The organism is Micromonospora sp. RP3T (assembly GCF_003027925.1).
In the GTDB taxonomy this organism is placed as follows: domain Bacteria; phylum Actinomycetota; class Actinomycetes; order Mycobacteriales; family Micromonosporaceae; genus Micromonospora.
The window spans coordinates 101,582-121,288 of sequence record NZ_PYPS01000007.1 but is presented as its reverse complement, the minus strand read 5'-3'; the positions used below and the strand labels follow the sequence as shown (position 1 = coordinate 121,288).

Here is a 19,707-nt window from a genome sequence, read left to right as displayed (position 1 = left end):
TCACCGCGCGTCATCGTGCTCCGTCAGACGCGCGGCCGGCACACGCAGACGTCTGAAGGACAGCCACGAAGGGGGCACCCGATGGCCGCCATCTCCCGCGAGGAGGTCGCGCACCTCGCGCGACTGTCGCGGCTCGCCGTCACCGAGGAAGAGCTGGACATGTTCGCCGGCCAGCTGGACGTGATCCTCCAGTCGGTCGCGCAGGTCGGCGAGGTCGCCGCGGCGGACATCCCGCCGACCTCCCACTCGGTGCCGCTGACCAACGTGCTCCGCGATGACGTGGTGACGCCGAGCCTGACCCCGCAGGAGGTGCTGTCGGGTGCGCCCGACGCCGAGGAGCAGCGGTTCCGCGTTCCGCGGATCCTGGACGAGGATGTGGCATCGTGACCGACCTGACCAGGCTCAATGCCGTCGACCTCGCCGGCCTCGTCGCCAACGGTGACGCCTCGGCGGTCGAGGTCACCCGCGCCCATCTGGACCGGATCGGTGCCGTCGACGACCGGGTGCACGCGTTCCTGCACGTCGACAGCGACGGCGCGTTGGCCGCCGCGCGGGCCGTGGACGAGCGCCGCGCCGCCGGCGAGGAGCTGGGCCCGCTGGCCGGCGTCCCGGTCGCGGTCAAGGACGTGCTGACCACCAAGGGCGTGCCGACCACCGTCGGGTCGAAGATCCTGGAGGGCTGGCGTCCGCCGTACGACTCGACGATCGTCGAGCGGCTGCGCGCCGCCGGCACGGTGATGCTCGGCAAGACGAACATGGACGAGTTCGCCATGGGCTCGTCCACCGAATACTCCGCGTACGGGCCGACCCGGAACCCGTGGGACACCGACCGCATCCCGGGCGGCTCCGGCGGCGGCAGCGCGGCGGCGCTCGCCGCGTACGAGGCGCCGCTGGCGATCGGCTCGGACACCGGCGGCTCGATCCGCCAGCCCGGCGCGGTCACCGGCACCGTCGGCGCGAAGCCCACCTACGGCGGCACCTCCCGGTACGGCCTGGTGGCGTTCTCCTCGTCGCTGGACACGCCCGGCCCGTGCGCGCGTACGGTGCTCGACGCCGCGCTGCTGCACCAGGTGATCGGCGGCCACGACCCGCGTGACTCCACCTCGATCCCGGCCCCGGTGCCGGACGTGGTGGGTGCGGCGAAGCTCGGCGCGAGCGGTGACCTGACCGGCGTCAAGCTGGGCGTGGTCACCGAGTTCACCGGCGAGGGCGCCGAGCCGGGTGTGATGGCGGCGTTCCGCGAGTCGGTCGAGGCGCTGGCCAAGCTGGGCGCCGAGATCGTCGAGATCTCCTGCCCGCACTTCAGGTACGCGCTGCCGGCCTACTACCTGATCGCGCCGAGCGAGTGCTCCTCCAACCTGGCCCGCTTCGACGGCGTCCGGTTCGGCCTGCGGGTCGGCGACGACGGCAACCGGTCGCTGGAGGAGGTGATGTCGCTGACCCGCGAGGCCGGCTTCGGTCCCGAGGTGAAGCGGCGCATCATGATCGGCACGTACGCCCTCTCGTCGGGCTACTACGACGCCTACTACGGCCAGGCGCAGAAGGTGCGCACGCTGATCACGCGCGACTTCACCAGCGCGTTCGAGCAGGTGGACGCGCTGATCTCGCCGACCACGCCGTTCGTGGCGTTCCCGATCGGCGCGCGCACCGCGGACCCGTACCAGATGTACCTGGCGGACCTCTTCACCATCCCGACGAACCTCTACGGCGGTCCGGCCATCTCGGTCCCGTGCGGGTTGTCCGACGGGCTCCCGGTGGGTCTGCAGATCATGGCCCCGACCATGGCCGACGACCGGATGTACCGGGTGGCCGCCGCGCTGGAGTCCTCGGTCGGCGCGTTCACCCCGCCGGCTCTCTGACCCCGTCCCCGATCGGCGTCGACGGTTCGCCGTCGGCGCCGGTCCGGACATCCCCGTGACGGCGACCACGGCGACCACGTCCCGGAAGTCGTGGTCGCCGTCCGCCACCCAGATCCCGGTCAGCAGCGCGGGCAGGCCGAGCGCCACCGCCCCGGCGACGGGCACCACGCCGGGCTTCACCTGCCCGTTCCTCACCGACCCGTCGGGTCGCGCCGTCGACGGCTCGTCAGCCACCGCGCCGCGACGAGCCCGACGAGCGCGCCGACGACGCCGGGCAGAACGCTGGCCAGCATCAAGGCGCCGAAGCTCTCCGGTTCCGGGTCGTCCGAGAGGAACCACCGGATCGTGCTGAGCGTCACCGCCACGACGAAGACGGCGCCCACCGCCACCACGATCTGCCGGGGATGCCGGAGGAAGGGCGGCACCCGGGGTTCCCCGGGTTCGTCCGGCCGTACCGTCGAGTTGTCCCCCGTATTCGTCATGGTCGACACGTACCCCCGGGTCGTTTTCTTCATGCCGGCGCGGCGGGTCCCCGCGCGGCGATCTCGAAGCCCGGCAGCGGGGTGGCCGGCCCAGCCGATTAGGCTGGACCGGTTCTGTCCGGATCGCGCCTGGAGCTCAGATGACGACGACACTGCCCGCGTACGACGAGGTCGTCGCGCGCTACGAACCGGTGATCGGCCTGGAGACCCACGTCGAGCTGGGCACGAACACCAAGATGTGGTGCGGCTGCCCGACCGACTTCGGTGGCGAGCCGAACACCCGGGTCTGCCCGGTCTGCCTGGGCCTGCCCGGCTCGCTGCCGGTGGCCAACAAGGCGGCCATCGAGGCGACCATCCGGATCGGCCTGGCGCTGAACTGCTCGATCGCCGAGTGGTGCCGGTTCGCCCGGAAGAACTACTTCTACCCGGACATGCCGAAGAACTTCCAGATCAGCCAGTACGACGAGCCGCTCTGCTTCGACGGCCACCTGGACGTCGAGGTCAACGGCGAGCTGGTGCGCATCGGCATCGAGCGGGTGCACCTGGAGGAGGACACCGGCAAGACGCTGCACGTCGGTGGTGCCACCGGCCGCATCCACGGCGCCACCGAGTCGCTCGTCGACTACAACCGGGCCGGCATCCCGCTGGTGGAGATCGTCACCAAGCCGATCCCCGGCACCGGCGCGCTCGCCCCGGAGATCGCCCGCGCGTACGTCGCCGAGCTGCGCGACGTGATCCGCTCGCTTGGTGTCTCCGACGTGCGGATGGAGGAGGGCTCGCTGCGCTGCGACGTCAACACCTCGCTGAACCTGCCCGGCGCGGAGTGGGGCACGCGGACCGAGACCAAGAACGTCAACTCGCTGCGCTCGGTCGAGCGGGCGGTCCGTTCGGAGATGCTGCGCCAGGCGTCGGTGCTGGACGCGGGCGGCCGGATCGTCCAGGAGACGCGGCACTTCCACGAGGACACCGGCGACACCACGTCGGGCCGGTCCAAGGAGACCGCCACCGACTACCGGTACTTCCCGGAGCCGGACCTGGTGCCGCTCGCGCCGGACACCGCCTGGGTGGCCGAGCTGAAGGCCGCCCTGCCGGAGCTGCCGCGGCTGCGCCGCAAGCGGATCCAGCAGGACTGGGGCCTCTCCGACCTGGACATGCAGTCGGTGGTCAACGCCGGCGCGGTGGAGCTGATCGAGGCCACCGTGGCGGCCGGCGCCACGCCGGCGGCGGCCCGCAAGTGGTGGCTCGGTGAGCTGTCCCGGCGCGCGAACGAGACCGGCGTGGAGCTGGCCGACATCGGGGCGACCCCGGCGCAGGTGGCCGAGTTGCAGGGCCTGGTGGACGCCGGCAAGCTCAACGACAAGCTGGCCCGTACGGTGCTGGAGGGCGTGGTGGCCGGCGAGGGCTCGCCGACCGAGATCATGACCGCCCGCAACCTGGAGGTCGTCTCGGACACCGGCGCGCTCACCGCCGCCGTGGACGAGGCGATCGCCGCCAACCCGGCCATCGCCGACAAGATCCGCAGCGGCAAGGTCGCGGCGGCCGGCGCCCTGGTCGGCGCCGTCATGAAGACCACCCGCGGCCAGGCGGACGCGAAGACCGTCCGCGAGCTGATCCTGGAGCGTCTCGGCGCTGCCTGACACGTGTTAAGAGGGGCCCCCGCCTATGCAGAATGCGTTAAGCGGGGGCCCCGCTTTGCCACCCCCACACCGAGGGCGTCAACGGCGACGCCCGGATGGAGAGTCACCGTGAACGAGCACGTCCTCGACGAGATCCAGCGCCGGGTGCTCTGGCTCGCCACCCGCATCGTCGACGCGGCCAACCACGACCGGGACACCGGCGACGGGGTGAAGGTCGGCGGCCACCAGGCGTCGAGCGCGTCGCTGGTGACCGCGATGACCGCGCTCTGGTTCCAGCACCTGGACGCCGAGGACCGGGTCGCGGTGAAGCCGCACGCCTCCCCGGTGTTCCACGCCATCCAGTACCTGCTCGGCAACCTGGACCGGTCCTACCTGCCGAAGCTGCGCGCCCGGGGCGGGCTCCAGTCGTACCCGTCGCGGACCAAGGACCCGGACGAGGTGGACTTCTCCACCGGCTCGGTCGGCCTGGGCGCCGCCGCGCCGCTGTTCGCCGCCGTCACCCGCCGCTACGTCGACGCGCACTTCGGCGCGCGCCCGCACTCCCGGTTCATCGCGCTGATCGGCGACGCGGAGCTGGACGAGGGCAACATCTGGGAGGCGGTCGCCGACCCGGCCACCACCGGCCTGGGCAACGTGATGTGGCTCGTCGACTTCAACCGCCAGTCGCTGGACCGGGTCGTCCCCGGCATCCGGATCAACCAGTGGCGCGGCCAGTTCGAGGCCGCCGGCTGGCACGTCGTCGAGGTCAAGTACGGCCGCCGGCTCGCCGAGGCGTACGCCCGGCCGGGTGGTGCGGCGCTGCGCGACTGGATCGACCGGATGCCGAACGAGCAGTACCAGTCGCTGTTCGGGCTGACCGGGCCGGTCCTGCGCAAGCAGTTCCTGGACGGCGCGCCGGACGAGGTGACCGCGTTCGTCGCCGACGTCCCGGACGACGAGCTGGGCCCGCTCGTCACCGACCTGGGCGGGCACGACGCGCAGGCGCTGCTCGACGCGTACGCCCAGTGCGACGCGGTCACCGACCGGCCCAGCGTGGTGTTCGCGTACACGGTGAAGGGCTGGGGGCTGCCGATCGCCGGCAACCCGCGCAACCACTCGGCGTTGCTGAGCACCGAACAGGTGGCCGCGTTGCGGACGGCGCACGGCCTGACCGCGGAGACCGAGTGGGACCGCCTCGACCCGGCGTCCCCGGCCGGCATCTGGGCCGGCGAACGCCGGGAGGCGCTGTCCCGCGCGCCGCGCGAGCGGGCGCTGGGTGTCACCGTGCCGGAGTCGACCCGGGTACGCGCGAACAAGCCGGTCTCCACCCAGGAGGTGTTCGGCCGGGTGCTCGTCGACCTGGCCCGTGACCCGCAGGTGGCGCCCTACCTGGTGACCACCGCGCCGGACGTGGCCACCTCGACCAACCTGGCCGGGTTCATCAACAAGACCAGCGTGTTCGCCCCGACCGAGCAGCGTTCGTGGACCGAGGACCGGATGCTGCGCTGGACGGAGAGCCCCGCCGGGCAGCACATCGAGCTGGGCATCTCCGAGATGAACCTGTTCCTGCTGCTGGGCCAGCTCGGCCTGTCGTGGGACCTGTCCGGCCAGCCGCTGCTGCCGGTCGGCACGGTCTACGACCCGTTCGTGCTGCGCGGGCTCGACGCGTTCCTGTACGGCACCTACTCGGGTTCCCGGTTCGTGGTGGCCGGCACCCCGTCCGGCATCACGCTGGCGCCCGAGGGCGGCGCGCACCAGTCCACCATCACCGCGTCGGTGGGCCTGGAGCTGCCCGGGGTGACGTTCCTGGAACCCGCGTACGCCGGCAGCCTGGACTGGCTGCTCTGCGACGCGCTCGGGCAGATCGCCGGCGGTGCCGCGCCGGCCGTCACCGCCGCGCCGGCCGAGGACGGGGCGTACTACTTCCGGCTCAGCACCCGACCGATCGACCAGGCGCCGTTCGAGGCGGCGCGGGCCCGGCTCGGTGACGCGGTGCTGCGCCGGCAGGTGGTGGCCGGGGCGTACCGGCTCGTCGACGCGCACCAGGCGTACCCGGATCTGGCGGATGCCCCGGTCGTGCAGCTCGCCGCCTCCGGCGCGGTGCTGCCGGAGGTGCTGGCCGCCGCCGCGGAGCTGGCGGAGGAGGGCGTGGCGGCGCACGTGGTGGACGTGACCAGCCTGGACCGGCTCTACCGCGCGTGGCAGCGGACGCTGCGTCAGGGCGTGCGGACCGCCACCGTGCCGAGCGTGCCCGGCGCGCTGCGGTCGGCGTTCGCCGACCGGGTGCCGGTGGTGACCGTGCAGGACGCGGCCTCGCACGCGATGGCCTGGCTCGGTTCGGCTGTCGGCGCCCCGGCGGTGCCGCTCGGGGTGGACGAGTTCGGTCAGTCCGGCACCGTCCGGGAGCTGTACGAGCTGCACGACCTGCTGCCCGGCAGCATCGTCAACGCGGCGCTGGCCGCGCTCGCGTTGCGCTGACCCGGCCGGACGGTTGCGCGGCGTCAGCGGCCCGTGCCGTCGTGCGGTGGGAGCGGCCGTGCCGTCATGCGGTGTGGCGGAAGGCCGTCGCGGAGAGTGAGCGGAACGTGTTGTCGCGGACCGTGACGGCCGAGCGGAGCGACGGAGGTACCGCGCGCCGCCCTTTGCTCTGCAGCCAAATCCGCACCACGGCTTCGACCTGCGCTTAGGTCGGGACCATCGCGCGGCGACGGTCGCCAGGGCGGTGACACTCGGTGGCTGCTGCGTCGATGGCTGCAGAGCAAAGGGGGCGCGGGCCGACACCCCGTTCCGATGCCGCCGTCACGAAAAGTAACGGGGAATCAGCTGGGGGTCGGGGCCGGGGTCGCGCTCGGCGACCCCGATTCCGGGGCGCCGCGGGTCGGTGTCGGGGTGACCGGCACCTCGTCGCCCTTGGCCGGGTCCCGGATGACGTGCCGTTCCAGGTTGACCTGCGACTGCCCGGTGCCGCCCACGGTGATCTCGTCGTACGCCTGGAGCAGCTTCTGCTGGTCGAAGTAGAGCACCGTCATGGCCAGCGGCGTCGGCTTCTCGCCCTCCAGCCCGCGCAGCCCGGCCCCACCGGTCGAGCCCTCGACCATCAGCGTCGTCGGCTGCTCACCCGGCACCTGCGGCAGCTTCGACACCTGGCGGGCGTGGGTGTGCCCGGAGAGCACCAGCGGGCAGGTGCCGGAGAGCGGCCCGGCCGACGCCGGGTCGTGCACCAGCGCCACGTCCACCTTTCGCGGCGACTTCTCCACCGTGCCGGCGAGCTGCTCGCCGGCGCCGATCACCTGGTCGGCCACCGCCGACGTGAGTCCGCTGCCGGCCGGTGAGGTCTCCTTGTCCGGGGTGAACCGCGGATCGCCGATGCCGGCGATGGTCAGCCCGGCCACCGTCGTGGTCGAGTTGTTCAGCACCACGGCGTTCGGCTGCTGGGCCACCGCCGCGGCGGTCCGGGGCGAGTCGTGGTTGCCGCGGATGTAGACGTACGGCTTCTTGAGCAGGCCGATCGAGCCGACGTAGGACGCCTCCGGCTCGCTGCCCCAGTCGGTGAGGTCGCCGGTGTCGATCACGACGTCGATGCCGAACTGCTCGACCACCGTACGGATCAGCTGCCAGCCGGTCGGGTTGAGGTGCATGTCCGAGACGTGCAGCACCCGGGTGGTGCCCGGGGACGGCTGCACCACCGGCAGCGACGAGACCGTGGTGTAGAGCTTGCTGACGTTGCCGACCAGCCGCTGGAGCTGCTCCGCGTACTTGGTGTAGTCGTTGGCGATCCGCCGCGCGTCACCCACGATCGCGGGCGCGTTGACCAGCAGCCCCTCGTACCGCGGTTCCTCGATCGCCTGCGGCCGGACGGTGGCCGCGCCCAGGCCGAGACTGCCGGCGGTGATGACCAGCGCCAACCCGCCGGCCCAGGCGGTACGCCGCACGTCGCGGAAGACCAGCCCGGCCAGGAGCAGGGTGGCCAGCACCGCCGAGGCGAGCGTCCGCAGGCCGAGCCGCAGCACGCCGTCCCGGACGTCCTGCACCGCCGACTGGCTGGCCCGGCTGATGCTCGCCGGATCGTCGATGAGCGCCTCGGTGCGTCGCTGGTCCAGCGAGCCCACCTCGACGGTCAGGTACGCCGGCCCGTCGTGGCTGTCCAGCAACAACGCGCCCAACGGCGGGATGTCGACGGTGGTGCCGCCGCTCAGTGACGGGCTGAGCTTCAGCTCCGCCCGGAACGGGCCGATGTCGGTGCCGACGTGGCCGCCGGCGTACGTGCCGACCACGATGCCGCCGAGCGTGACCGCGAGCAGCGCCAGCGCCACGCCGACCCGGCGCAGCCGGTGGCCCGGTCGCCAGGCCGCGAGGCGGCGGGCGCGGCCGGTCGCCGGGGACGTCGGGTCCCCGGCGCGCTGCTCTTCGTTCTCCTGGCCGTCCATGCTGAGATTCTGACCTGCCCAGTGAGTGATCTTGGCAAACCTGTCCGAAGCGGCTCAGCTCCGGCCGGCGCCGCCGTCCGCGAGGACCAGCCGCAGGATCCGGTCGTCCTCGGCGGCCGGCCGACCCCGGCCGTCCCGGTTCGAGGTGCTCACCCAGATCGAGCCGTCCGGCGCCACGGTGGCGGCACGCAGCCGACCGTACCGGCCGGTGAGCAGCTCGCGCGGCTGGCCCAGGACGGTCCCGTTGCCGGCCAGCTCGACCAGCCACAGCCGCTGCCCCCGCAGGCACGCGGCGACCAGCAGCCGCTCCACGGCGGCCAGCCCGGAGCAGGACGCGTCGGCGGTGCGCCACTGCACGACCGGGTCCACGTAGCGGTTGTCGTCGCCGCGCCCCTCGACCTGCGGCCAGCCGTAGTTGCCGCCCTGGTTGATCTGGTTGATCTCGTCCCAGGTGTTCTGGCCGAACTCCACCGCGTACATCCGCTTGTCCGGCATCCAGGCGAAGCCCTGCACGTTGCGGTGACCCGAGGACCACACCGGCGAACCGGCGGTCGGGTTGCCCGGGGCCGGCTTGCCCTCCGGAGTGATCCGGAGGATCTTGCCGCCGAGGCTCTTCGGGTCCTGCGCGTTCGCGGTGCGCCCGGCGTCCCCGGTGCTCACGTAGAGGAAGCCGTCCGGGCCGAAACCCAGGCCGCCGCCGTCGTGGTTGCCGGCCTTCGGGATGCCGGTGAGGATCGGCGTCGGCGTCTGACCCAGCCGCAGCTTCGCGACCCGGTTGTCGGCCTCGGCCGTGTAGTAGACGAAGATCGTCCGGTCCTGCGCGTACTTCGGGGAGACGGCGATGCCGAGCAGGCCGCCCTCACCGCCGGCCGCCACGCCGGGCACCGTCTGGACCGGCCGGACGGCCAGCCCGTCCGGCCCCGACTCCGGGCCGACCTGGACGATCCGGCCGCTGTCCCGCTCGGTGACCAGCGCCGCGCCGTCGGGCAGGAACGCGATCGCCCACGGCACCGCCAGCCCCTTCGCCAGCACCGTGGCCACCACCTGCTGGCTCGCCCCGCCGGGGCTGGCCGTGCTCGACGGTGTCGGCAGGTTGGGCGGCTCGCCGGCCGGATCCGGCGCGGGCTCACCGAGCGCGCAGCCGGCGGTGCCCAGCAGCAGCGCCGCGCAGGACGCCGCCAGCACCGTCCGGAAGCGGTGGGCGCGGGGGTACGGGAGTCGCGGGCTCACCCGGCCCAGCGTAGCCGCACGCGACGGCGAACCGGGCCGGACGACGCGGTGCGGGCCGGCCGCTCAGCCGGCGCGCAGGGCGAGCACGGCGACGTCGTCCTCGCGGCGGTGCGCGGCGGCCAGCAGCCGGTCGCAGAGCACGGCCAGCGGCACGTCCGGACCGTCGGCGGCGAGCCGGTCGAGCAACTCCGCCTGCCCCTCGTCGATCGGCTGGTCCCGGCGTTCGATCAGACCGTCGGTGTGCAGCAGCAGCGTGTCGCCCGGAGCGAGCGTCAGCGTCCGGCCGGTGCGCCGGGGCGGGCGGACCAGACCGAGCAGCGGACCGCGTCCCTCCGCCACCGACACCGTGCCGTCGGCGCGGATCAGCACCGGCGGCGGGTGCCCGGCATTGCACCAGCAGACCCGGAGCCCACCGTCGCCGGGCCGGACCCGGGCCAGCACGGCGGTGGCGACCGTCGGCACCCGGAGCCCACCGATGGCCCGGTCGAGGTTGGCCACCAGCTCCTCCACCGGATCGTCCCGCCCGTACGCGTTGCCCCGGACCAGGTTGCGCAACTGCCCCATGGTGGCGGCGGCCTCGATGTCGTGGCCGGCGACGTCACCGATGGCGGCGATCAGCTCGCCGTCGGGCTGGACGAACGCGTCGTACCAGTCGCCGCCGACCTCGACCCGGTCCGCCGCCGGCAGGTAGCCGGCGGACAGCTCCATCCCGGACACGGTCGGCAGCACCGGCAGCATGCTGTGCTGGAGCACCTCGGCCACGTGCCGCTGCTCGCCGTAGAGCCGGCTGTTGCCGACCGCCTGGCCGGCGCGTACCCCGATGTCCTGCGCGGTCCGCAGGTCGCTCGCGTCGAACCCGCGCCGGCCGGCGCGGTTGACAAGCGTGACGGCGCCGATCACCCGGTCGCCGACGGCGGTGATGGGCACCGTCAGGTGCGAGCCGATGCCGAGCCGTTCGGCAAGCGGCACCAGCTCCGGGCGGGTGGTGCCGTGCGCCACGTCCGCGATGCCGGCGGCGCCGCGCATCACCGGCCGACCGGAGCGCAGCACCGAGCGGATCAGCGACTCCGGGCCGAGCCCGGTGGTCAGCAGCGTGGCGAAGCGGGCCAGGTCGGCGCGGCGTTCCCCGTCCCGGTGCACGCCGGAGACGCTGCGCGGCCGGCCCGCCGGGTCGACCAGCGTGATCAGGCACCAGTCGGCCAGCAGCGGCACCATGGCGTGCGCCAGGCGGTCGACCGCGGTGGCCACGTCGAGCGTGCCGCCGAGCATCTCGCTCATCCCGGCCAGCATCGCGAGCCGGTCGTGGGCCTCCTCCGCGCGGCGGCGGGCCTGTTCGGCGCTGCGGACCGCGATCCGCAGCCGCAACTCCGACGAGCAGGCGGCGGCCAGGTCGGCGAGCGTACGCAACTGTTCCCTGGTCCAGGCGCGGGGCTTGCTGTCGATGGCGCAGAGCGAGCCGAGCACCCGCCCCTCCAGGTCGGTCAGCGGCATGCCCGCGTACGCCACCACGCCGAGGTCCTCGATGGCCAGGTTCAGCCGCACCCGGGGGTAGAGCCGGGCGTCGGGCAGCACCATCGGCACCTCGATGTCGACGACGTGCTGGCAGAACGAGTGGCTCAGCGGGGTCTCCCGGCGATCCGCCCAGGGCTGTGGCAGCCCGGTCGCGCCGGGGAAGAACTGGCGGTCCGCGTCGACCAGGGAGACCAGCGCGACCGGCACATCGAGCAGGTCGCCGACCAGCCGCGCGAACCGGTCGAACGCCTCGTCCGGCACCGCGTCGAGGCGTGTCTCGTCGAGGGACCGCAGCCGGTCGGGATCGGTCAGCGCCGGAATCGGCGCCACCTTCCGCTCCGGGTCGTCCTCGCTCATCGCCCCCCTGTCCTGCGCGTCGCGACGCCGGCCGGCGTCCCGCCCTCGATTAAACCCTGTCGCACGGGTGTCCGACCTCCGGCGGGGCGTTCGTCACGGCCGCCGCCGCGTCGACCTGCGGCTACGGATATCGTCGGCGGTCGTGAAGGCATGGATTCCGCATCCCGACGGTCGTCGACTGCTCGGCGAACTGCCGCCCGACGTCACCGTGGAGGTGCTGACCGATCCGGCCCGCCTCCCGTCGTCCCCGGCCGGGGTGCGGTTCTGGGTGCCACCGTTCCTGGCCGGCCCGGACGCCGGCGCGCTCCTGGCCGACCTGCCGGACGTCGAGGTGGTGCAACTGCTCTCCGCCGGCGCGGACGCGTGGGCGGGCCGGATGCCGGCCGGCGTGACGCTCTGCGACGCCCGCGGCGTGCACGACTCGGCCACCGCCGAGTGGGTGGTCGCCGCGATCCTGTCCGCGCTGCGCGGGTTCGCGCCGCTGGCCCGCGCCCAGGCCCGCCGGGAATGGGCGTACGACGAGGTCGCCCCGACCGACGAGCTGGCCGGCAAGCGGGTGCTGATCGTCGGCGCCGGCTCGATCGGCGCGGCGGTACGCGCCCGGCTCGCCCCGTTCGAGGTGAGCTTCACGCTTGTCGCCCGCACCGCCCGCCCGGACGAGGACGTGCACGGGGTGGCCGACCTGCCCGCCCTGCTGCCCGCCGCGGACGTGGTGGTGCTGCTGGTGCCGCTGACCGGGCAGACCCGTGGGCTGGTCGACGAGCGGTTCCTCGCCGCGATGCCGGACGGCGCGTTGCTGGTGAACGCCGCGCGGGGACCGGTGGCCCGGACGCCGGCGCTGCTCGCCGAACTGGCGTCGGGGCGGCTCCGGGCCGCGCTGGACGTCACCGACCCGGAGCCGCTGCCGGCCGACCATCCGCTGTGGGAGCTGCCGAACGTGCTGCTCACCCCGCACGTCGCCGGCTCGGTGCGCGGTCTGCTGCCGCGCGCGTACCGGCTGGTGGGGGCGCAGTTGCGCCGCTTCGTGGCCGGGGAGGAGCTGACGAACCGGGTGGTGGACGGTTACTGACCGGCGTCGTCGTCGGGCTGCTGCCGACCGGTGCCGTCGTCGAGCCGTCCCCGGCCGGTGGCGCCGTCGGGAAGGCGCTGCCCGGTGGTGGCGATCAGCCGGGGGAGGTCGGTGGCGCGTACCGCGGGCAGCGTCAGCACCTGACCGTCGTCGAGCCGGACGACGGCCCGGCCGCGGGCGTCGCCGGCCAGCTCGGCGACCCGGTCCCAGGGCACCCGTCGCTGCCCGACGAGCGCCCGCAGCCGTAGCTCACGGGCGTCGGCGTCGGTGCCGGACCGCCACGCCCACAGCCCGATCCCGAGCGGCACCAGCAGCACCCAGAGCAGCCACCATCGGGCGGTGGCCAGCGGCAGCGCGCCGATGAAGGCGACGATGGCGGCCACCAGGATGGCCTGGTTGGGACGGAACCGGACGGTGTCGGCGCGACTCACGCTCCGATGATCGCATCCGACCAGCTCACACCCCGCCCCTGGCCCCCGCCCCCCGGCCCCGCCCCCCGGCCCTCGCGCGTGATCATGAAGTTGGCGGCACCTGCCGTCCGTTTTGTCGCCGTCAACCGCGGTGAATGTGACGCGCGTCACTCTGAACGTGCCGTCACCAGCCGATTCCGGGATCGTTCTTAGGCATGGCCGCAGCGGTCCCCGCCGATGCGACCGCCCGTCCTGCCCCGCACGCCGCACCGCAACAGCACCGCCCCGTGCCCCCTCACGAAGGCGACCGCCGTGCCCGTCATCCCCTCCGCCGGACCCCGCCGGCGGCCACCGCTGCCCGACCTGGCCGTATCGCTCCTCGGCATGTCCTTCCTGCTGGCCGGCGTCGCCGGGCTCGTGCCCGGTCCGGCCGCCGCGGCGCTCGCCGTTGCCGGCGCCTCCGCCCTCGCCTGTGTCCGGCTCGCCTGGCTGGCAGGCGTCCCGCCCACCCCGGCGCCGACTCGTCACGCCGTCCCGGCGCGCAGCCCGCTGCCCTCGACCCGGACGCGCCGCCGTGCAGCGGGTGCCGACCCCGTGACGCCGGCGCGGCACGTCCCCCCGGGCTCCGCCGATCCGGTCTCGGGGCAGCGCGCCGTTCCGCCCGTCGACGGTCCGGCGTCGGCGCCGCGCGCCGTTCCGCACCTCGACGGTCCGGCGTCGGCGCCGCGCGCCGTTCCGGGTCGACCGAAGACCTGCCTCGGCATACCGCGGGCGGGCGGCTCCGGGCCGCCGGAGCGGACCCCCGCCCCGGGTCGGGCCGAGGTGACCGGCCGGGCGGGCCCACCCGTCCCGGGCGCCGCGACCGGGCGGCAGGCCCGCCGGGTCGCGCTGTCCCGGCGGGTCGCCGCGATTCTCGACGCGGCCGTCCTGGTCGCCGGGCTCACGGTCGCGGTGCTGCCGCTGAGCGACCCGGCGCACCGGCTGCCGGTGGCGCTGATCGGGCTCGGCCTCACCGCGCCGCTGCACGCCGCCGCGCTGCTCCGCCTGCCGGGTCGGTCCCGGCTCCCCGGCCGGGAACGTCTGCGCCGCACCGTCGACGTGCTCGCGCTCGGCGTCAGCCTGGTCTTCGCCGGCTGGATGCTGCTGCCCGCCGGTCCGGTGCCGCCGGTCGCGTGGGTGGCCACCGGTGGCGGGGCGGTGGCGTTGGCAGTGCTCGCCATGGCGGCGGTCTCCGAACGCCGGCGTCGGCCGGGCGCCGCGTGCTGCCACGCCGGCGCCGGGCTCACGCTGGGCGGGCTGGCGCTGCTGGTGGTGCTGCTCGCGTACGACGCCCCGGATCGCGCGCTGTCGGCCGTCGCGCCGCCGGTGCTGGCCGGTGCGCTGCTGATCGCCGCCGGCGCCCGGCGTACCTCGGCGGGGGAGCGACCGCACCACGGGGCCGCGCCGGCCGCGTGGCCCCGGCTCACCGCGCCGGCCGGCATCGCCGCGCTCGCGGCCGGCGTGCACCTGGGCACGGCGGGCGAGTTCACCCCGGCGGCGATGGCCCTGGGCCTGGCGGTCATCCCGCCGATCATGGTGGGTGAGCTGCTGGCCGCCGCCGACCAGCGCCGCCGGGTGGAGCGGCTCGCGGCCAGCGAGGCGTGGCTGCGGCGGCTTGCCGGCGTGGGCGACGAGGGCGGTGAGCCGGCGTTGTTGACCCGGGCCGAGCTGGTGCGGGCGCTGTCCCTGCGCAGCGGCGGCGCGCTGCTCCTGGTGGACGTGCACGGCGACGAGGCGGCGCCGCCGGACGGGCCGGCGCTGGTCGAGGTGCGGCGCCGGCTGCGCGCCGGCTGCGGTCCGCACGACCTGGTCGCCCACGTCGGCGACACCGGGTTCGCCGTGCTCACCGACCTCGGGCCGGTGCCCGCGTACGCGCTGGGCACGCGGCTGCTGACGGCGCTCGCCGAGCCGTACCCCCGGCCGGAGGGCGGTACTCCGCTCCGGGTCAGCGTCGGGCTGGCCGAGACCACCGGTGGCGACCCGGAGGACGTGCTGCGCCAGGCCGACCTGGCGCGGCGGCGGGCGGCGCAGCTCGGCCGGGAGCGGATCGAGTGGTACGACGCCTACCTGGAGGAGCAACTGGTCCGCCGGCTCGACCTGGAACGGGAGCTGCCCGGCGCGGTGGCTCGCGGCGAGCTGGACCTGGTCTACCAGCCGGTGGTGGCGCTGGCGGACCGGATGCCGGTCGGCACCGAGGCGCTGCTGCGCTGGCGCAGCCCCGCGCTGGGCACCGTGCTGCCGGCGGAGCTGCTGCCGGTGGCGGCCGACCTGGACCTGCTCGGTGAGGTCGGGTGGTGGGTGGTGGACCGGGCCTGCCGGCAGCTCGCCGCCTGGTCGGAGGGGGGCCGCGAGCTGTGGATGGCGGTCAACGTCACGCCGCGGGAGCTGGCCGCGACGGACTTCGTGGCGCGTACCGCGACCGCGTTGGCGGCGTACGACGTGCCGCCGGAACGGCTGGTGGTGGAGGTGGCCGAGCCGGCGGTGGGGGCGGAGCTGCCCACCGTGACGGCGCGGCTGGCCGGTCTGCGGTCGCTCGGGGTGCGCACCGCGCTCGACGACTTCCGTGCCGAGCACGCCTCGCTGGCCCAGCTCCGCCGGTTGCCGATCGACCTGCTGAAGGTGGGCCCGCACCTGGTGGCGCCGGGCGGGGACGGGCAGCGTCCGCTGATCGACGTGGTGGCGAACCTCGGCGACCGGCTCGGCGTGGAGGTGGTGGTGGAGGGGCTGGAGTCGGACGGTCAGGTGGCCGGCGCCCGCCGGGCGGGTTGCCGGTACGGCCAGGGCTTCGCACTGGCCCGGCCGGCGACCGCGGAGCGGGTCGAGGCGTGGTTCGAGGAGTTCCCCTCGGCGTCCCGCTGAGGAGCTGACTTAACCGGTTCAGCGGTGACGCGGCGGGGCGGTGCTGCCGCGCGGCGTCAGGTGGGCGGTCTCGTCCTGCAACTCGGTCACCGGCTCCCCGGCGATCACCGCGAGGAGTTGCCGGGCGGCGTGCGACCCGTACGCCGGGATGTCCCGGCCCAGCGCGGTCAGCGGCGGGTGCACGAGCTGGCAGAGCGGTGAGTCGTCCCAGGCGACGATGGAGAGGTCGCCGGGGACGGCCAGCCCCATCTCCTGCGCCACGGACAGCCCGGCGATGGCCATCACGTCGTTGTCGTAGATCACCGCGGTCGGGCGGTTGGCGGAGCTGAGCAGCCGGCGGGTGGCCCGGGCGCCCTCCTCGCCGGTGTAGTCGGACCAGACCGTGCTCGCCTCGTCCAGGCCGAGCCGCCGGCACACGTCGGTGAACGCGTCGGTGCGGATCTCGGTGTGCAGCAACGAGGGGAGCCCGCCGACCCGGGCGATCCGCCGGTGCCCGAGCGCGACCAGGTACTCGACGGTCTCGACCAGGGCCGCCGCGTCGTCGGACCAGACGTTGGCCAGGGTGCCGGTGTGCCCGGGACCGCCGATGACCACGGCGGGCAGTTGCAACTCCTCCAGCGCGGGCACCCGCCGGTCGTCGGTGCGCAGGTCGCAGACGAAGACGCCGTCGACGCGGCGCTCGGCCCACCACCGGCGGTAGACCGCGATCTCCGCCTCCTGGTCGGTGACCACCTGGAGCGTGAGCGCGTACGAGCGGGCGGAGAGTTCCGCCTCGACGCCGCTGATCAGCTCCATGAAGAACGGCTCGATGCCCAGTATCCGGGCGGGCCGGCACAGCGCCAGCCCGACCGCCTTGGCGGTGGCGCCGGAGAGCGCCCGCGCGGCGCTGCTCGGGCTGAAGCCGATCTCGGCGGCGATGGCCAGGATGCGCTGGCGGGTCGCCTCGGAGACGCCGGGCTGCCCGTTCAGCGCGTACGAGACCGCGCCCTTGGAGACCCCGGCGCGCCGGGCGACGTCGGCGATGGTCGGCCGCTTCACCGCAGCGTTCCTCCACTGTGTCCGGCCCTCGCGGGCGCCTTCCGGCCGCCGGGTGGCGGCGGGGAGTGACGCTACTGCACCGGGCCCGTCGGCCGGTCGGCGCGGCGGCCCGCCGGCGACTGAACCGCACAGTTGGTCACTTGTGCGGTTCAGCGTACGGGGATCCGGCCCGGTGTCCACCCTCCCGGCGCTCCCGAAACTGCTCCGGAAAGCGCTCCACCACGCATGGTCGCGCTCCCACCCGGTCCGCAAGGTTACGGGACGGACTCGCTGTTAACCGGCCGTTGACAGTGCAAAGAGCGAACCGTACGGTGGCCTCACTTATCCGGTTCAGTCAACGTCTCTCGATCTCGGGAGCGTTCCCATTTGGCGCGGAGGATGACATGAAACGGTCCTGGACGCACTGGGCGCGCACGGCCGCCGTCGGTGCCGTCAGCCTGGTCATGGTCGCCGCCTGTAGCGGCAAGAGCACCACCGGCGGCGCGGACGCGGCCGACGGTCAGGTCACGTTGAAGATCAATTTCTGGGGTGACTTCGGCCTCCAGGACCTCAAGACGAAGTACGAGGCCGACCACCCGAACGTCAAGATCCAGCTCAACTCGGGCGAGTACAACGCCCAGCACGAGGACCTGCAGAAGAAGCTCGTCGCCGGCAACGGCGCGCCGGACATCGCGGCGATCGACGAGGGCTTCATGGTCCAGTTCCGCAGCCAGTCCGACAAGTTCGTCAACCTGCTGGACAAGGGCGCCGGCTCGTACGAGAGCAAGTACCTGCCCTGGAAGTGGAAGCAGTCGCTGTCCGCCGACGGCAAGACGCAGATCGGGCTCGGCACCGACGTGGGCGGCCTGGCCATGTGCTACCGCACCGACCTGTTCAAGGCCGCCGGCCTGCCCACCGACCGCGACCAGGTCTCCGCGCTCTGGCCCACCTGGGACAAGTTCCTCGAGGTCGGCCAGCAGTACACCGGCAAGACCAAGAAGAAGTTCATCGACGCCGGCACGAACCTGTTCAACCCGATCCTCGGGCAGCAGCAGGTCGGCTTCTACAACGACCAGGAGCAGCTCCAGATGGAGCAGGGCCCGAAGGTCGCGTTCGACTACACGGTCAAGGCCGTCCAGGGTGGGCTCTCCGCCAACCTGGTCAGCTTCCAGGCCGACTGGGACAAGGGCTTCACCAGCGGCGCGTTCGCGGTGCTCGCCTGCCCGGCGTGGATGCTCGGCCACATCAAGGACACCGCGCCCGGCACCCAGGGCAAGTGGGACATCGCCGCGGTGCCCGGCGGCGGCGGCAACTGGGGCGGCTCGTTCCTGACCATCCCCAAGCAGGGCAAGAATGTCGACGAGGCGTACAAGCTGCTGGAGTGGCTGGTCGCGCCGGAGCAGCAGATCGAGATCTTCAAGAAGGTCGGCAACCTGCCGTCGCAGCCGGCGCTCTACGCCGACCCGGCCATCGCCGACTTCAAGAACCCGTTCTTCAACGACGCCCCGGTCGGCCAGATCTTCCCGAAGATGGCGCAGGGCCTCACCCCGCAGTACCTGGGCAAGAAGAACGGCCCGACCCGGGTCGCGGTGGAGAACGTCATCCGCCGGGTGGAGAACAAGTCGCTGAAGCCCGACGCCGCCTGGTCCGAGGCGGTCAAGGAGGCCGACAAGGCCGCCAAGTCCTGACGCACCACCGGTGCCGGAGCGGACCGACCCGCTCCGGCACCGCCGTACCCGTCCACCCCACCTCGGCTCTGGAGTGATCCGATGTCCAGCACCCGTGCCGCGCCCGCGCCGCCGCGCCACCGACCCGCGCCGGAGCGCGGCCGTCGCGGGGCCGACGACCGGCGGCTGACCTGGCGCAACCGGCTGTACCGCTTCGACATGCGCTACATGCCGTACCTGATGATCGCGCCGTTCTTCCTGCTCTTCATCGTGTTCGGGCTGTTCCCGCTGCTGTTCAACGCGGTGGTCTCGCTGCGCAACTACCGCCTGGACGACCCGACGCTGCCCTACTGGGCCGGCGTCGAGAACTTCAGTCGCCTCTTCGCCGACGAGGACTTCTGGAACGCGCTCTACAACACGTTCGGCATCTTCCTGCTCTCCACCGTCCCGCAACTGCTGCTCGCGCTGCTGGTCGCCTCGCTGCTCAACCGGCAACTGCGGGCGCAGACCTGGTGGCGGGTCGGCGTGCTGCTGCCGTACGTGACGCCGATCGTGGCCTCGACCATGGTGTTCAGCGTCTTCTTCTCCCGCGACTTCGGCATGGCCAACTGGGCGCTCGGCCTGCTCGGCATCGGCGGCGCCGACGACCCGATCGACTGGCGGGCCGACAAGCTGCACGCCTGGATCGCCATCGCCACCATGGTCAACTGGAAGTGGATCGGCTACAACGCGCTGCTCTACCTGGCCGCCATGCAGTCCATCCCGCGCGACGTCTACGAGGCCGCCGCGATCGACGGCGCCGGCCAGTGGAAACAGCTCTGGCGCATCACCGTGCCGATGATCCAGCCGGTGGTCGTGTTCACCGTGATCCTCTCCACCATCGGCGGGCTCCAGCTCTTCACCGAGCCGATGCTGTTCGACCCGAACGCCCAGGCCGCCACCGGCGGCCCGAACGGCGAGTGGCAGACCATCGCCCAGCTCATCTACAAGGTCGGCTGGAAGGACCTCAACCTCGGCTACGCCGCGGCGATGTCCTGGGCGCTGTTCCTGATCATCCTGGTCGTCGCCGGGATCAACTACCTGCTGACGAACCGACTGTCCGGAGGGCGCAAATGAGCGTCGCAGCCCCACCCGCCGCCCCGCCGGCCCCGCGCAAGCGGCGC

14 protein-coding genes are annotated in these 19,707 nt (G+C 73.6%); 8 read left to right on the top strand and 6 right to left on the bottom strand.

Translation table 11 applies throughout. The features are described 5' to 3' along the window. The first annotated feature begins 81 nt into the window (after positions 1-81). Both gatC and gatA read left to right on the top strand, forming a co-directional pair. The gene (gene gatC / locus C8054_RS08435; protein WP_107156185.1) at positions 82-387 is read left to right on the top strand and encodes an Asp-tRNA(Asn)/Glu-tRNA(Gln) amidotransferase subunit GatC; all 306 of its coding nucleotides are present in this window, start codon (positions 82-84) and stop codon (positions 385-387) included. Further along, a complete protein-coding gene (gene gatA / locus C8054_RS08430) occupies positions 384-1,859 on the top strand; it encodes an Asp-tRNA(Asn)/Glu-tRNA(Gln) amidotransferase subunit GatA (RefSeq protein ID WP_107156184.1) in 1,476 nt (491 codons plus the stop codon). Before gatC ends, gatA begins: the two co-directional genes overlap by 4 nt. A gap of 191 nt (positions 1,860-2,050) precedes the next feature. On the opposite strand, the gene C8054_RS08425 is transcribed toward gatA, so the two are convergent. Beyond that, complete coding sequence (locus C8054_RS08425) at positions 2,051-2,341, bottom strand: hypothetical protein (RefSeq protein ID WP_146179883.1); 291 nt, start codon at positions 2,339-2,341, stop codon at positions 2,051-2,053. Between the two features lie 140 nt (positions 2,342-2,481). Here C8054_RS08425 and gatB point away from each other — a divergent pair, with 140 nt between their 5' ends. After that, complete coding sequence (gene gatB, locus C8054_RS08420) at positions 2,482-3,978, top strand: Asp-tRNA(Asn)/Glu-tRNA(Gln) amidotransferase subunit GatB (protein ID WP_107156182.1); 1,497 nt, start codon at positions 2,482-2,484, stop codon at positions 3,976-3,978. A 108-nt stretch (positions 3,979-4,086) separates the two neighbouring features. Further along, positions 4,087-6,435, top strand: coding sequence for a pyruvate dehydrogenase (locus tag C8054_RS08415; RefSeq protein WP_107156181.1), 2,349 nt, complete (start codon positions 4,087-4,089; stop codon positions 6,433-6,435). A 341-nt stretch (positions 6,436-6,776) separates the two neighbouring features. On the opposite strand, the gene C8054_RS08410 is transcribed toward C8054_RS08415, so the two are convergent. The 3 genes from C8054_RS08410 to C8054_RS08400 form a co-directional block, all read right to left on the bottom strand. Then, positions 6,777-8,384, bottom strand: a complete 1,608-nt coding sequence (locus tag C8054_RS08410) for a metallophosphoesterase (protein ID WP_107156180.1) — start codon at positions 8,382-8,384, stop codon at positions 6,777-6,779. Between the two features lie 54 nt (positions 8,385-8,438). Then, a complete protein-coding gene (locus C8054_RS08405; protein ID WP_107156179.1) occupies positions 8,439-9,614 on the bottom strand; it encodes a sorbosone dehydrogenase family protein in 1,176 nt (391 codons plus the stop codon). 63 nt (positions 9,615-9,677) lie between these two features. Further along, positions 9,678-11,483, bottom strand: a complete 1,806-nt coding sequence (locus C8054_RS08400; RefSeq protein ID WP_107156178.1) for a SpoIIE family protein phosphatase — start codon at positions 11,481-11,483, stop codon at positions 9,678-9,680. A 142-nt stretch (positions 11,484-11,625) separates the two neighbouring features. Between C8054_RS08400 and C8054_RS08395 the strand changes: the two genes are divergently transcribed. Then, on the top strand, positions 11,626-12,552 hold the full coding sequence (locus tag C8054_RS08395) for a 2-hydroxyacid dehydrogenase (protein ID WP_107156177.1): 927 nt from the start codon (positions 11,626-11,628) through the stop codon (positions 12,550-12,552). Here the strand turns inward: C8054_RS08395 and C8054_RS08390 are convergent. After that, a complete protein-coding gene (locus C8054_RS08390) occupies positions 12,546-12,983 on the bottom strand; it encodes a PH domain-containing protein (protein WP_107156176.1) in 438 nt (145 codons plus the stop codon). The genes C8054_RS08395 and C8054_RS08390 overlap by 7 nt on opposite strands. A gap of 291 nt (positions 12,984-13,274) precedes the next feature. On the opposite strand from C8054_RS08390, the gene C8054_RS08385 reads away from it, so the two are divergent. Further along, positions 13,275-15,860, top strand: a complete 2,586-nt coding sequence (locus tag C8054_RS08385; RefSeq protein ID WP_233219536.1) for a bifunctional diguanylate cyclase/phosphodiesterase — start codon at positions 13,275-13,277, stop codon at positions 15,858-15,860. A gap of 18 nt (positions 15,861-15,878) precedes the next feature. Here C8054_RS08385 and C8054_RS08380 read toward each other — a convergent pair whose 3' ends face one another. Continuing rightward, complete coding sequence (locus tag C8054_RS08380) at positions 15,879-16,898, bottom strand: LacI family DNA-binding transcriptional regulator (protein ID WP_107156175.1); 1,020 nt, start codon at positions 16,896-16,898, stop codon at positions 15,879-15,881. Between the two features lie 383 nt (positions 16,899-17,281). Between C8054_RS08380 and C8054_RS08375 the strand changes: the two genes are divergently transcribed. Continuing rightward, positions 17,282-18,565, top strand: a complete 1,284-nt coding sequence (locus C8054_RS08375) for an ABC transporter substrate-binding protein (RefSeq protein ID WP_107156174.1) — start codon at positions 17,282-17,284, stop codon at positions 18,563-18,565. Positions 18,566-18,646: 81 nt separating this feature from the next. Further along, on the top strand, positions 18,647-19,660 hold the full coding sequence (locus C8054_RS08370) for a carbohydrate ABC transporter permease (protein WP_107156173.1): 1,014 nt from the start codon (positions 18,647-18,649) through the stop codon (positions 19,658-19,660). The last annotated feature ends 47 nt before the right edge of the window (positions 19,661-19,707 follow it).